Genomic DNA, 13,755 nt, shown 5'->3' on the forward strand with positions numbered 1-13,755 from the left:
CAGCCTATGGCAATGCCGGAACAAGATCGATTACAGTCACTTCAGGCGGGGCCAGAAAGCGGATCGGCGGGCCCCAGGTACCGGTCCCGCGGCTGACATAGAGCATGGAACCGTCTGCCAGCCGGTTTTCTCCGGAACAGACCGGAAACGACAGGTAGGTGAGAAAATTGAAAGGGAATATCTGCCCCTTGTGGACATGGCCGGAAAGCTGCAGATCAAATTTTCCCCTGCTCTCCGGGGCAATCGCAGGACGGTGTTTCATCAGGATCGTGTAAGCAGCATTACCCTGCGCCGGCAACAACCCGTGCTCGTCGCTGCTGCCGGCATCACCCCAGCGCTGCGCGGCAGAGTCGTCAACCCCGGCGAGCAAAAGATACGGAAGTACCGGAATCGTCTCCTTCCTGAGAATGCGGAATCCGGAATCCTTAAGGAAGGCCAGTGAATTCTCCAGCCCGGCATAGAACTCATGGTTTCCGAGAACCAGAAATGAGCCGTAACGGGGCGTCACCCCCCGGAACAGCTCGACAAGACCGTTGCGCCTGTGGATCTGGCCGTCGACCATATCCCCTGTGGCCAGGAGGATATCCGGCCTGGCAGCCAGGACCGGTTCGAGCATCCGCTTCAGCCGCCACTTGCCGATCATCACCCCGACATGAACGTCGGAGATCTGGACAATCCGGATTCTATCGGTTCCAGGAGGGATCTTGGGGCTGTGTATCGTGAGGTGTTCAGTCCGGATCATAAGGGCTTCGCAGAACCCGTAACAGGTGCAAACAACCGCAGCCACAACCACAACACGCAACAAGCGCAGTTTCAGCCGTTCCCCGACCCTTTTTGCGCCCAAAGCGCGGGCAACCGCCGCTATTATCATCCCGAGATCGAACAGGGCCAGAAAAACGATCAGAATGAATGCAAACCCCATCCAGAGGTAGCCAATCCAGGCGATGACTACGGAGAGGTCGGCAAAACCGTTTTTTTTCGGCCATCCGGACCACTAGCGGCACGATGACCATCAAAAAGAGATGGCCAATGATCAGCCTTCTCTTAATAGGGCCGGTAATCAACAGCCTGACCCTGAGGTAGATATAGGCGTGCATCAAACAGTAGAGGGCGAAGAAGGTCAGAAGAAACAGCGACATGGCAACTCCTTGGGGTTATTCTATATCATACCCGGGTTTACTTGCCTATCAGCGTGATATAGAATATTGCCATGAGCTCAAGAACATTTGTTATCGGCGATATCCACGGCTGTGCCCTCACGCTCCGGAACCTGCTCTTCAAGATCCTGGCAGTGCGCAACAGCGACAAGATCTACCTTCTGGGCGACCTTATCGACCGCGGACCGCGCAGCAAGGAAGTTCTAGATACCATTATCAGGCTGCAGGATGCCGGGTATTTCATCAGATCGGTGCGGGGGAATCATGAAGAGATGCTGCTGAACGCATGCAGCAACCGGAGCGATTTTTCCCTTTGGATAGAAAATGGCGGCTTGGCGACACTCCGCAGCTTCAATGTGGAGGACGCCTGCGAAATCCCCTTACCGTATCGCAGGTTTCTCGATACTCTCCCTTACTATATCCTGCTCGACAACTTCGTCCTCAGCCATGCCGGGATCAACTGCACTGCCAGCGAACCGTTTGCGGACACCGTTTCCATGTTGTGGGGCCGCGATCTCCCGGCAGTTCCCGATCGGGTCGGAAACCGGCGGATCGTTTGCGGTCATACCGTGCACAGCCTCCCGGAGATATATGCCAGCCTCGAATCCGACCGGATCGTACTGGATGGAGGATGTGTGTTCAAGGGGCGCGGCCAGTTCGGCAACCTCGTAGCCCTGGAAATGCAGACGCTGACCCTGCACCACACCCCCAATATCGATCTTTAGATAACACAGTTACCACAATGCCCAAGGAGAATCTCATGCGGCACTTCAGGAAAGAGCTCTGGTTCGACATCCCCACCCGCCGAGGATTTGTCAACATCACCGCAACCATCCAAGACTGCCTGCAGGAGAGCGGGATAAGGGAAGGACTGCTCCTGTGCAACGCCATGCACATCACGGCCAGCGTATTCATCAATGACGATGAAGCCGGGCTCCATAACGATTTGGAGGTATGGCTGGAACGGCTGGCACCCGAGAAACCGTATTCGCAATATCGGCACAACGGCTACGAAGACAATGCCGATGCCCATCTGAAGCGGACCATCATGGGAAGAGAGGTTGTGGTGGCCGTAACCGGGGGAAAACTCGATCTTGGCCCATGGGAGCAGATATTCTACGGGGAGTTCGACGGGAAACGGCGCAAGCGGGTACTGGTCAAGATTATCGGCGAATAAGCGCCAGGAGGCGAGACAGCCGAGCATCTCCCGGATTATACTTTCATACAATACCTCAGTTTTCTTGACCACGGGCTTACCCTATTGTAAAGTTTTTCCAATTTGCAGCACCACTACAGTTTGGAGGGAAGCGCATGAAAAGAATATCTGCCGTACTCTGTTCGCTGCTGCTGGTTTTAGTATTTGCCGGCGCCACCATGGCCACCGAAACCAACGTGCCGAAGGCCCCGCCTAAGAAAACGGGGAACGCCCCCAAAGTCCCGCACGCAAAGGCCGATGACAGCACCAAAAAAGAGCCAACGGAAAAGAAAGAAGAAAAAAAGGAAAAGAAAGATTCAAAAAAGGGGAAAAAGGTAGAAAAGAAAGAAGAGCAAAAGAAGGCTGATGACAAGAAATAAGCCAATCATGGCTTGAAAATCATCGAGAGCCGCTTCCACACCGGGAAGCGGCTCTCTTTATTCCAGGAATCAGAACTTCACGAACTCCACCCGCCGGTTGTTGGCCCGTCCCTCCAGGGTCTTGTTGGAATCGATCGGCTTGGTGTCACCAAAACCTGCCGTCTTCAGCCGTGACGACTCGATCCCCTTCCCTTCCAGCCAGGCTTTCACTGCTTCAGCCCGGTTCTCGGACAGCGGCTGATTGATTTTCTTGTTCCCCTGATTGTCGGTGTGTCCCTCGATGGAGAATTTCAGTTCCGGATCGTCAGTCAACAGGCCGAGTATCATCTTCAGGGTCGGCAACGACTCGGCCTTGAGGGTGGCCTTACCGGTATCGAAAAGTATGCCGTGGGTAATGATCTTGCCGTCCGTATCCAGCGCAGACTTGATATCCTTCCCCCCTGCAGCCAGGCGGAAGTTTGTGAACATCATCATATCGGTCTGGTACCCGGCGATGTTCGCCATTCCAACGCCGATCTGCCGAATCGGCCTCTTGACGCCGTCTGGATCGTTAATGACGCGGGTGCCGTCGACGTAAGCCTTGACGAACGTCCCGTTGATCGTGACGGAGATATGGTGGATCTTCTCATCCTGCACGTTTAGTTTCGTTGACGTATTCAGCGAGATGTTCTCCACCCCGGAGAACTGGATCTTGCCTGCCTGTTTTCCATGACCGGCACCGGTCCCTGGCCACCCCTGCTTATCCCCAAGCAGGAAGAGGAAGTACCGGTTGGGAAACTTCGCATTCGACTTCAGAGCGTTGCTGAGAAGGGCGTCAAACTCGACGGTGAATTTCTCTGGCATATCCCCCTTCTGGTTCAGACGTATGTATTGGACCGACGGGTACTGCTCCTGACCTTTGCTCGCAGGGTTGCTCCTCAGCAACCTTCTCCCTTGGTACTCGACGACCTCTACGGCGCCGTTGTTCCCAGGCTTGGGGCCGTTGAGGTGCCACTTGCGCGGGAACTCACCCACGTCCGTATCAGAGAAGTCGTCAAAGAAGATCATCTTGTCGCCGGGGACAAAATCGAACTTGGTCAGGACTTTTTCCGCTTCTTCGATGGACAGGTTTTCGCCATTAGAAGCCGATGCAGACTGAACATCCTGCGGAGCCCCCTGCGTTGATTGCTTAGATCCAGACGGCTGTTTCGAAGATGCGTCCGTATCTCCCTTCACCGCATCTTTAAGGCCCCCCTTGGCCGCATCATAGGCGCCGTTGCCGGCGTCATTCACTCCTCGGTTGCCAAGCCGCTTCCCGACCCCTTGTATCGTGTCTCCCAGCCAGCCCGCCTGGCAGAGGCCGGTACCGGCAACCAGCAGTATCACACTCAACAGTATTCTTGTTTTCATTTGGCTCCTCCTTGATATTTTCAGCACGATGTACAGTCTTTACTTTCGTTCCAGTTCAAAATCGATAGTCAATTCGTTCTCTTCGCCAATCTCTTCCTTCGGTATATTAAATGTCTGTTTCCCGGTCAGTTTCTTGTCGAACACGGTACCGTTGAACGGGCCGAACTTCTTGTCCAACGATTTGGTAAAGGTTGCTTTTTGGGCATCGCGCTTGTTGAGCAGATCACAGGTTCCTTCAGCAGTTGTGGTGTGGGTGGTGTTCTTTTTCCCTTCAGCCGATACTGCCCTGACTATTATCTCATAGGTGCCGTCACCGGAAAAATGAAGCCTGATCGTCGTATCCTTGTTTTTGTATTGGCCTGCTTCTGTACTGCTGGTACTGTCAAAAAGACCGCTTACCCCAATGCTGGACTTCACTTCATCCTTGAACCTCCACGGCCCCTTTCGTCCTGATGAGCAGACGTGGCAACCGTCAACCTCTTCTTTCATGTAAGTTTCCGTGGACGAATAGTCCATTGTTCCGTATGTGTTCGGATTACCAAAGCGCTGCAGCTTCCAGAGCTCTTTACCATCCGCCGTGATCGTCTCGGACTTCTTTCCCTGCTGGTCATCGCCGTTGCAGTAGCTGTAATAGGTGTCTTCCTTATGCTGTTTGCGCTTGGACGTGAACGTTACATCTACCCGCCCCTTGAATGGGCAGACTTCATTATCCCATTTGGAGTCGCTAGTCCTTTTTACAAATGCTTTGGCCAGTTTATCGACCAGCGGTTCGAGTTCATCCTCAGCTTTATCAAGCGTAGAGAAAAGACCTCCATCCCTAAAAAATTCAGTGTCTCCTTTCTGTTTCATCGAAATTGCTGAGATTAACAAACGATATCCTGTTCTGGAGTCATGCGAGGCAACTAATGCGATTAGGTATTTTGCGCCCATGACATTTTTTACACCATTTATGATCTTAGCATCCAACCCTGAATTATCACCTTTCAGTTCCAGTTGTCTGGCATATGCCACTAAGTTGTTTATATCACCTTGAGATACGATACGCAGACATGGAAATGATTTCATCAACTTATTAAGAATCTTGGTGTGTGCAAGATCCACCAGAAAATACGAATCATCAGTTATATCTGCCGATTTCAAAATGAATACTGCATCATCCTCATAGGCACCGGCATTCACAACCGTGGCAAACATAAAGAGAAGTAGCAATACCAGTCTTTTCATTGGGTGACTATCCTGCAGTTCGGCAGCAGCTTTGCCAGTTGCTCCTGTTCCGCCGCACTGATCTTGGTTTTGCCGACGCCAAGTTCGGTGAGATTGGTAAGACCCTTGACCGTAGGCAGCAGGGTAGTTATCGGGTTGATGTCCACGTAAAGAACCTGCAACTCCTTCATGGTGGCGATCGCCTCCGGGATTTTCGTAAGGCTGTTGTTGAACAGCGAGAGCTTGGTCAAGCCGCTGAAGGCGCCAATAGATTCCGGCACGTTGACCAGGAATCCACGAAAATTGAAAATGTGCAGCTCGGTCAGCGGCATGTTTTTCGCCTTGTCCAGAATCATCGGCAGATCGACCGGGGCGCCGTTTGCGCCGCCGGTCAACACCAGGATCTTAATGCCTGTGAACTTCTCCAGCAAGTTGATGAGCACTGGTGCCTCCTTGCGGGAGAGATCAATCACCAGGGTGGTGAGCCCCCGGTAGTAGGCCTGGTTCTTGATCGATTTGTCCCGATCCTCTTCATACTCCTTTTCGATTTCCTGCCGCACCGGCTCAGCCAGGTCAAACAGCGCCCCTTCCCCCTTGTCAGCGGCCTCCTGGATCTTGTCCAACATCTTTCCGGTGATTTCTGACTGCTTGGCGGCCTCTTCCTGCTGTTCAGCTGTAGGGTGCGGCGGCGGTGCTGGTGCGTCCGCGGTGCGCTGCACCTGGAGTTTCAGCAGCTGTTTCCGCAACTGCTTCGTCCGCTCGCTGGCTTTTTTGACCGATGCCGGGTCGCTCCAGTTGGTGCTTTTGTTGATATTTTTCAGCTCCTTGCGGATAGTTTCCGGGTCGTCAGATGGTTGAGCCCCGTATGCGCCACCAGGCGGCACAAGAATCAGTAGCGCAAAGACAAGTATGACGAAAATCGATCTAACCATGCATCAACTCCTGCGGAAGCTGTCAGTACACCCCCATGCCTGAACTGCATGAATCAGTATCAGGTCGACCTTCGCCGCGGGGGGTCAGATCGTACTTGTAGGCGTCCCCGAGGGCACCGGCATAACTGCTGATTGCCGAGAGTTCGGACATGCCGAAGGCCGCCTCCGGTAACCCCACCCCAATATCGTTTTTCTGCTTTGCGCTCAACAGTTCGTCCAGCCGATTGTACTCCAGGGTGTTTTTCTCGATCGCACCCCGGTATTCAGCGAGCAGCTTCAGGTATTTCGGTGCATGACTGCTGCAGAACTGTTCTTTTTGCTCGTAGTTTTTCTGCGCCTCGGCGACCAGTTCCTTGCAGCTGACTTTTCCGCCAGTGGCGTATTTTCGCCGCAGCTCCTCATAGCGGGAGGTGCTTTTCTCAAGCGCCTTGGCGGATTTATCCTGGTCGAGTTCACTCACCTTGGCGGCAAACTTTTTGTGAATGCCGATGATCTTTTCCATTTGCGCCTGGAACTCTTTTTCGGTTGTCTTGGCATCCTTCTCCGCTTCGAGTTCGGATTTCGATTTTGTCAGGTCGTCAGCCTCTTTCTGCGCGGAAAGATTCTGCATATAGGCGCGTTTAGTTTCGGTCGATGATTTTGATATCGTTTTCGCCTGTTCCCTCGTAATGCCGTATTTTTCCTGAAGGATCCTGTCTGCAAGCGCATCATCCTCTGCCTTTGACCGCTTCTTATTCAGTTCGGCAGGGTCAATATCGCCGTAGCCGGCATTTTTCAGAGTTGTCCGCGCCATTCTATCTCTATTGTTTCCACGGGCCTTTTCGATCGCCTGCCTGCGCTTGTCAATTTCATCGTTCAAGGTCTTGGCTGCTCTTGCTACTTTGTCCTTGAACAGCCTAATAGGCTCGGCATCGGCCTCGCAGCCGCTGTCAGGGATAGCTGGAAGGGAAGCCATGTACTCCTTGGGCGAGCGGGCGCCCCATGGGGTCTGGCTATCGGTGTCACCCCCCTGGTTGTCTCCCTGGCCACTTCCGGGGTTGTCACCCTGACTACCAGAGGAACTGTCGCCCTGACCGCTCCCGGCTCCTGTGCCCTGGGTGGCGCTTTTTACTTTATCCACCATTGACTTGAAAAACGACGATCCCGGGAACTCAGCATGAACCGTGGTTGACCAGCAAAGGACAACTGCGACGGTGAACAGTTTTTTCATGGGCTTCTCCTTGATTGTTACCGAATGTCATTCCCCCGCAGGCCGTTCCAGATCAAAATCAAGGCGCAAAATGGCTTCTTCCGTGGTATCAAGCATGACTTCTTTCGGTGGCAGTTTCACTTCGATCTTTTCTGCCAGCTTCTTGTCAAACGGGCTGCCGGTGAACGGCCCAAAGGTATACTCAAACTGCAGCCTCAGCGGTGTGCTCGCCGGAGGCTCGTTTCGGTTAAATGTGTTACACATGCCGGTCGCCGACTCCTTGATGGTTTTAGTCTGCGTTCCCGCCACCGACGCGGCCTTGACGGTCACGGTATAGGTGCCGTCCTTCTTGAAATGGAGCCTCACCGTCGCATCCTTGTTCTTGATGCTCTCCCCGGTGCTCTTGTCCGAAAGGCCGTTGATCGCCCCGCTGGCCGACACCGTCCGGTTCCAGACCCACCGGCCGATTTCACTGGGGCCGCAGACGTAGCAGGGGTTGTCCTCCTCCTGCACGGTCTTTTCCTCTAAAGTTCCTTCCACCCCGCCCCGCGTGTCAGGGTTACCGAATCGCTCCAGCGACCAGACCTCCCGGTCGAGGTAGCGGAACTGCTCTCCCTGTCTCCATTGCTGGTCCATGCCATTGCAGTAAACCTCCTGCCTCATCTCCTCGAGGTTTCGCTGCCGGCTTATTTCCCGATAGACATCGACCCGGCCGGTAAAGGGACAGATCTCGCCATATCCGTCTTTCTGCATGGACAGGTGCTCCGCGATCCCCTTCTCCAGCCGGTCGACCATCTCATCCACGGCATCGATCGCTTCCCGTGGCGAAGAGAACTGGCGCGTATCGTAAAAGACTCCATTCTGCTTCACGGTATTGAGTACCGCGATATTGATCCAGGTCGACGGATTCCCCTGCTGATGGGTTGCCTTGATCCTGATAAGGTATTTCACCCCCATGGCGTCGGCTATGTTTTGCAGTTTTATCTGTTTTTCTTCCGGCGTCCCTATCAACTGCTGCATCCGGGCCCAGCCGATCAGTGCGCTAATTTCATTCATTCGTATGAGCTTTAGACACCGGAAACGGTTACCCAGTTTTGTCGTCAGCAGCATCTCATAGCCATAGGCAACGTTGGTGGCCTCGGCATCGCCAATTCCCTCGGACAGGACCATTGCCTTGATGTCGGTATAGGCCTGGGCATTGTCGGCGGTAATAAATATCCAGACAAGCAATAGAAGGAATATTTTCATTCGGTCACGATCCTGCAGTTCGGCAGGAGTTTGGCCAGTTGCGCCAGTTCTGCCGTGCTGATGTTGGTTTTCCCCACCCCGATTTCGGTAAGGGCAAAAAGACCCTTGATTTTCGGCAGGATGGTGGCGATCGGGTTGACATCCAGATGGAGGACCCGCAGCTGCTTCATCTTAGCTACCGCCGTCGGCAGTTGCTTGATGTTGTTGTTGAACAGGGAGAGCTTGGTGAGCCCGGCAAAGCCCCCTACCGACTCCGGGACCGCGGTGAGGAAATTGCGGAAGTTAAAGATATGGAGTTCGGTAAGCGGATAGTTCTTGGCCTTGTTCAGGATGCCGGGGAGATCGACCGGTGCGCCGTGCTCGCCGCCGGTAAGGATCAGGGTCTTGATGCCGGTGAATTTGTCCATAACATCAATAACCAGCTGCGATTCCTTACGGGAAAGATCGATGACCAGCACCGTCTGCTCCTGATAGTAGCCCGGGTTCTTGATGGTCTGGTCCCGGTCCTCCTCATACTCCTTGATGATCTGATCGCGCACCGGCTCCGCCAGGTCGAGTTCGGCCCCCTTCCCCTTGGCTGCAGCCTTTTGCACCTGCTCATACATTTTCTCGCGGGTCGCTGCTGCTTCTTCCCCCTCCTCGACCGGCTTGGCCTCGCCGCGGGCCTGGGATTCGGCTGCATCCCGTTCCCCCTGCAGCTTCTGCAGCTGCTTCATCAGGGCATCGATCCGCGCCCCCACCTGGGGGTTGTTATCGGCAGCCTTTTTCCGGAGTGCCCTCAACTCAGTGCGGATGGCCAGCGGGTCGGTGGGAAGCGGCGCGGCGCACCATCCGGCTTGCGACACCGTAATCAGCAGCAATAGTATGCATATGCAGAACAGGGATGGCTTCATCAGGGTTACGTCCCCCCCTGCTCGCCATCGCCACCGCAGGAGTCTCCGCCCATTGCATTCTCCGGCCCGACGTTGTTCTTATAGACTACGTTCAGGAAGCTGGCATAGTCCTGCACGCTTTCCAGGCCATTCAGCCCGATGGCCGCATCGGAAAGGGGGATGCCGACCTGCGCCTGCTGCAGATCGCTCGCCACCTGATCGAGACGGTCATGCTTGGGGAGGGATACCTGAATGCCAACCCGGTAGTCGTTCAGGATCTTGAGGTAGTGCGACGAATAAAAGGAGCAGTATTGCCGCCGCATGCTGACAATCAGCTGCTGCAGGGTTTTCAGTGCTTGGCAGGGTTCGTTATTTTTCTGCTTTTCCGCCAGCTCCCATTCAGCGTGCTCAATCTGCTTTAAGATGCCCAATCCCTGCGGGTCCTTGTCCAGCTCGGCTACCTTGGCCTGGTACCTTGACCTGAGCCCCAGCACCTGAGGGGTCAACTCCGCCTGTTCTTTCAGAAGCTTGCGGGTATCTTTGAGCTTACGTTTGTCAGCCTCACGTTGCTCCTTCGACTTCATCAGGTCGTTCGCCTGCACCTCGCCGGCCATCGACTTGGCCCAGTCCACGTTCGCCATGACATTCTTTTCTTTGTTCGCATTCTTCTGGGCTTTGAGGTCAGCCATTGATACGCCGAACTTGTCCTGCATCATCTTTTCGGCCAACTCCTTCCGTTGCTTCTTCGTCATCTTCTTCATCTCGTCCTGGCTCTTTCCCTGGAAGCCGGGCATGTCGACCACGTTCTCCATCATCTTCTTGCTGTTTTTCTCCTGCCACTTTTTCAGTGAACGCTGCCGCGCGGCGATATCCTTGTCCAACTCCTTCTTGAGAGGGGAAAATAGCTGATTGAACCGCCCGGTATCCTTATCGTCCGCTGAGCAGACGTCACCGGGCACTCCCGGCAATTTGGCAAGGGCTCCGGTCGCCGTCAAGGTGCCCCAAGAAGTCTCTTTTCCGCTTCCCGACCCTGCGGCAAAAGCCGCTGTCGACCAGCAGAGGATGAGCACGGCTATGGCCAGATTTTTCATAACCCTTCTCCTGAGTTTCTGCAGATTTGTATAGTGTAATGCAGCTTACTTATCCGTCAATGCCCCGCTGATCTCCCCCCAGTCCGATTCGTGCAGCGCTTGCCAGACCCGGTAGGGGGCAATATCGCCAAACTCGGTCGGTCCCGGGGCGTCATCTTTTACGGTGCCGGAATAACTGAACATGATGGTGGCCAGCTGGAATGCGGACCGGGGCAGCTTGGGGTCGAACCAGGCCGGATTGATCTTCAGCAGTGGTCGCCCCTCATTGCTGCCCACCGGCGCCAGGGTCGGCTGAAACGGATCCCAGGCAAACTCGCGCGCCTGCATCCGCCGCTCCTCAGGCGTCATGGCTTCGAGCGCGGCCTGATGGTTCCGCACGATCTGCGGCGTGATGGTGTCGATGGCCGGGCTGTCGGCAGCCTGCTTCTGCCAGTTCGCTAGCCATGCCTTGACGTATTCCTCGCGGGTCAGCGGTATCCAGACCGGTACCTTGCTCCGCTGCAGGATGATGACGTCCATGCCGTTAAACCGATAGACCGGGAAACCAGCCAGTTCTTCCACCCGTTCCGGCGCACAAAACACTTTGGTCGGAGATCCCGGCACCGTGCAGAGTTGCGGCCCCTTTTCCGGATCGTTAACAGCAACGAACATCTCATCGGTGGGGCAGCAGAAAGGCGCCGACTTTCCGGTTTTCTTGTCGCGCATGTAGGAATGGAAGCGCAGGAAACCGAATCCCGGAATCGGCACCTTCTTTGTTTTCGGCTGGTCATCGTTCGGCCGGAAATACCCTTTGATCTCCACCCCCCGGGGCGAAGCAAGAGTCGGCTGTTTTGCCAGCAGGGAGCGCAGACGTTCGAGGTTGCGCTTGAAAGCGGCAGATTCAACCTTGCTCAATGCATGGTTAGCACCGGTAACTGTTGCGGATGTTTTGCCGGGGTGTTCGTGCAGGTAGTCGAATTCTCCGGCCGCGGCATCCATGGAGCCCCAGGACACCGATAGCAGAACGAGGGCCAGGGCCAGCCTCAGTCGCACCTTTATAGTGCTCACTGTGCTCCCGAATCCGATCATAGTGCCTCCCGTTTCTTGTTGCGCATCACATCCCGAGTGCCGGAACATACGCACTGGCATTGTAGTTGAAGGCCTGTACTGCCTCAGACAAACGATCGATTCGGACCGTCGTGAGACGGCTCGCGAATCCGGTTTCAATTGCCGATTCGATCACGACGAGTTCATGCTCCCCTGGGAAGAACCTTAGCAGATACCGCTGGAAAAGATGAATACCTTCGAGGGATGCCTCCTCATTGCGCCGTGCCGTGTTGTCATGGACAGAACCGATCTGCAGGAAGATGCTGTCAACGTGGGGATTAAGGGCAAGCTCCTTGGCAATGGCCATGGACGCGTGGAAAATCTGTATCCCCCGGTTGGCGATATCCAGTTTCAGGTCCGCGAACATCCGGTCCAGTGACGAAACAGCCGGCACAATTTCCACCGGGATGCCGGATTTTTCCCCTTCCAGGATGATACGCTGGGAAATAGATGAAAAGACCAGGGGATGGCCATGCATCAGGAAGGCAACCGGCGGGTTTTCCCTGGCGTGCCTCAGAATATGGGCGGCAATATCTCCATAGATATCCGATCGGTCTCTGCCGTCGATATAATAGATCGGCATCAGGTTGACCGCCTTCGGGTTGAGCTTGGCGATATACCGTTCGAGCGACGGCAGGTCATGCAGATAGAAGACAGAGGGGCATTCCTGTAGCAGATGTTGAGTGTAGAGGGTCAGGTCATAGTAGCTGAATATACCCGACCCGAGCAGGTAGATCCGAGGCTCCCCGGAACGGCTCACAGTCTGCCCGTCTATCCCCATAGTAACGGCACCCCCTTTTATTGTGCCGGTTTGTCAGTCTTGGTCATAGCCTGCTTGGGCTGCTTTGCAGAAGGCATTTTTTTCATCGGTACCGTTGTTGGGTCCACGGATTCCACCTTGAATGCCTGCTTGGGCTGAGTACTCTTGGTTGCCGCGCGTTGTGATTCAGGCTTCTTCAACCGTTTGTCCTCAATCTTGAGCGACTGTTTCGGCTGGGGAGCCGCCTGGTCTGCCTTGATCTCTTTTTTCGGCACAGCCGTGGCGTCGGCGAGCAGCTGCTCCCTAAACGGGGCGCCTGATCTGAGAGCTTGCGCCTCGGTGAACGACTGCTGTTTCCTCGCCTTTGCCGCCTCGGCAAAGGCGGGGGGAGACCAGCCGAACCAGTGGCAGACGATAGAAACCAGAAAACCAACGCCCCAGGCGGTAAAACCAATGCCTCTACGGAATAGCGCCATGATTTGTTCTCCTTTTATACGTCGTTAACGCCCAGCGCCCGCCTTGTCATCAGGGGTCAGAGGGGTATAGAGTGGTGCGATCGGAATGGCCGAAACGATCTGCCGCGATTGCTCGAACGAATGGAGCAGGAGGTCTTCCCCCGTTTCCGCTGACCGAATCTCCTGAGACCAGCGCTCAAAACGCGCTCGGTCCATGCGGAGCAGAGATTCTCCCGGGGAATCGACAAAATTGCACCTGAACCAGCACTCCTCCTGATCGAACCTCTCGCATATACGCGGTTTTTCCTCTGACGAATGCACTGTACAGGTATATGTCGCCTGCTGGAAAAAAGAACATGCCTTCCAGTGTAGCAGATACCATTCTCCGGTATCGCAAACGAGGAGTTCGGTCCCGGGGAAAAGAAGCCGATACCGCGCCATGTCGATATCCTCTGCGTTTGCCGGGGCATTATAGTAATGAAGCTGGAGCTGGCAGCACGGCGCCGGACAGCAATAACACCCAAGGCTCCTGCTGTCCAGGATTGTCCTTTCCATAATGGGCCTGCGGTTAATGTCGTTTCCCCAAATTCTGCCAGGGAAATGGGCTGAATGGTATACTTTATATATCCTAAAATGAGCAGACGTCAATTGAAAGGTATGCAGGGGCACCGCAGATTTGTATGGGAGGTTTGAAGCAGTGGGGGAATTAGAACTCAGAAGGCACTGAGAAGATATGAGTGATGATGCATCGCACAAAGGCAAACGCCCCGCTTATCAGATGATAAGCGGGGCGTCAGT

The 13,755-nt window shown here is 54.7% G+C and carries 15 protein-coding genes; 3 read left to right on the forward strand and 12 right to left on the reverse strand.

The genetic code is table 11. The features are described from left to right. Positions 1-4: 4 nt before the first annotated feature. Positions 5-922, reverse strand: coding sequence for a metallophosphoesterase (locus tag OR1_RS01640; RefSeq protein WP_052440190.1), 918 nt, complete (start codon positions 920-922; stop codon positions 5-7). Positions 923-1,210: 288 nt separating this feature from the next. On the opposite strand from OR1_RS01640, the gene OR1_RS01645 reads away from it, so the two are divergent. The 3 genes from OR1_RS01645 (at position 1,211) to OR1_RS01655 (ending at position 2,732) form a co-directional block, all read left to right on the forward strand. Continuing rightward, on the forward strand, positions 1,211-1,882 hold the full coding sequence (locus OR1_RS01645) for a metallophosphoesterase (protein ID WP_041969505.1): 672 nt from the start codon (positions 1,211-1,213) through the stop codon (positions 1,880-1,882). Between the two features lie 35 nt (positions 1,883-1,917). Then, entirely contained in the window at positions 1,918-2,334 is a 417-nt protein-coding gene (locus OR1_RS01650; protein ID WP_041969506.1) for a secondary thiamine-phosphate synthase enzyme YjbQ, read from the forward strand. A gap of 134 nt (positions 2,335-2,468) precedes the next feature. Further along, the gene (locus OR1_RS01655) at positions 2,469-2,732 is read left to right on the forward strand and encodes a hypothetical protein (protein ID WP_041969507.1); all 264 of its coding nucleotides are present in this window, start codon (positions 2,469-2,471) and stop codon (positions 2,730-2,732) included. A gap of 69 nt (positions 2,733-2,801) precedes the next feature. Here the strand turns inward: OR1_RS01655 and OR1_RS01660 are convergent, their stop codons facing one another. The 11 genes from OR1_RS01660 to OR1_RS01710 are packed head-to-tail and all read right to left on the reverse strand — an operon-like array spanning position 2,802 to position 13,512. Next, positions 2,802-4,121, reverse strand: a complete 1,320-nt coding sequence (locus OR1_RS01660; RefSeq protein WP_041969508.1) for an OmpA family protein — start codon at positions 4,119-4,121, stop codon at positions 2,802-2,804. 39 nt (positions 4,122-4,160) lie between these two features. Next, the gene (locus OR1_RS01665; RefSeq protein WP_041969509.1) at positions 4,161-5,345 is read right to left on the reverse strand and encodes a hypothetical protein; all 1,185 of its coding nucleotides are present in this window, start codon (positions 5,343-5,345) and stop codon (positions 4,161-4,163) included. Then, positions 5,342-6,256, reverse strand: coding sequence for a leucine-rich repeat domain-containing protein (locus OR1_RS01670; RefSeq protein ID WP_041969510.1), 915 nt, complete (start codon positions 6,254-6,256; stop codon positions 5,342-5,344). Before OR1_RS01670 ends, OR1_RS01665 begins: the two co-directional genes overlap by 4 nt. Before the next feature lie 22 nt (positions 6,257-6,278). Further along, on the reverse strand, positions 6,279-7,466 hold the full coding sequence (locus tag OR1_RS01675) for a hypothetical protein (RefSeq protein ID WP_041969511.1): 1,188 nt from the start codon (positions 7,464-7,466) through the stop codon (positions 6,279-6,281). Between the two features lie 27 nt (positions 7,467-7,493). Continuing rightward, the gene (locus OR1_RS01680; protein ID WP_041969512.1) at positions 7,494-8,693 is read right to left on the reverse strand and encodes a hypothetical protein; all 1,200 of its coding nucleotides are present in this window, start codon (positions 8,691-8,693) and stop codon (positions 7,494-7,496) included. Then, positions 8,690-9,586, reverse strand: a complete 897-nt coding sequence (locus OR1_RS01685; RefSeq protein ID WP_041969513.1) for a leucine-rich repeat domain-containing protein — start codon at positions 9,584-9,586, stop codon at positions 8,690-8,692. Before OR1_RS01685 ends, OR1_RS01680 begins: the two co-directional genes overlap by 4 nt. 5 nt (positions 9,587-9,591) lie before the next feature. Further along, a complete protein-coding gene (locus OR1_RS01690) occupies positions 9,592-10,656 on the reverse strand; it encodes a hypothetical protein (RefSeq protein ID WP_041969514.1) in 1,065 nt (354 codons plus the stop codon). 45 nt (positions 10,657-10,701) lie between these two features. Then, entirely contained in the window at positions 10,702-11,724 is a 1,023-nt protein-coding gene (locus tag OR1_RS01695; protein WP_041969516.1) for a hypothetical protein, read from the reverse strand. Positions 11,725-11,749: 25 nt separating this feature from the next. Further along, positions 11,750-12,523: an SAM-dependent methyltransferase gene (locus tag OR1_RS01700; RefSeq protein WP_041969518.1), complete on the reverse strand. Its 774-nt coding sequence runs from the start codon at positions 12,521-12,523 to the stop codon at positions 11,750-11,752. 17 nt (positions 12,524-12,540) lie between these two features. Beyond that, a complete protein-coding gene (locus OR1_RS01705; RefSeq protein WP_041969519.1) occupies positions 12,541-12,978 on the reverse strand; it encodes a hypothetical protein in 438 nt (145 codons plus the stop codon). A gap of 24 nt (positions 12,979-13,002) precedes the next feature. After that, positions 13,003-13,512 carry a hypothetical protein gene (locus tag OR1_RS01710; protein WP_041969520.1) on the reverse strand — a complete coding sequence of 170 codons (510 nt, stop codon included), beginning with the start codon at positions 13,510-13,512 and terminating at the stop codon, positions 13,003-13,005. Positions 13,513-13,755 lie beyond the last annotated feature (243 nt).

Source organism: Geobacter sp. OR-1 (assembly GCF_000813145.1).
In the GTDB taxonomy this organism is placed as follows: Bacteria; Desulfobacterota; Desulfuromonadia; order Geobacterales; family DSM-12255; genus Geoanaerobacter.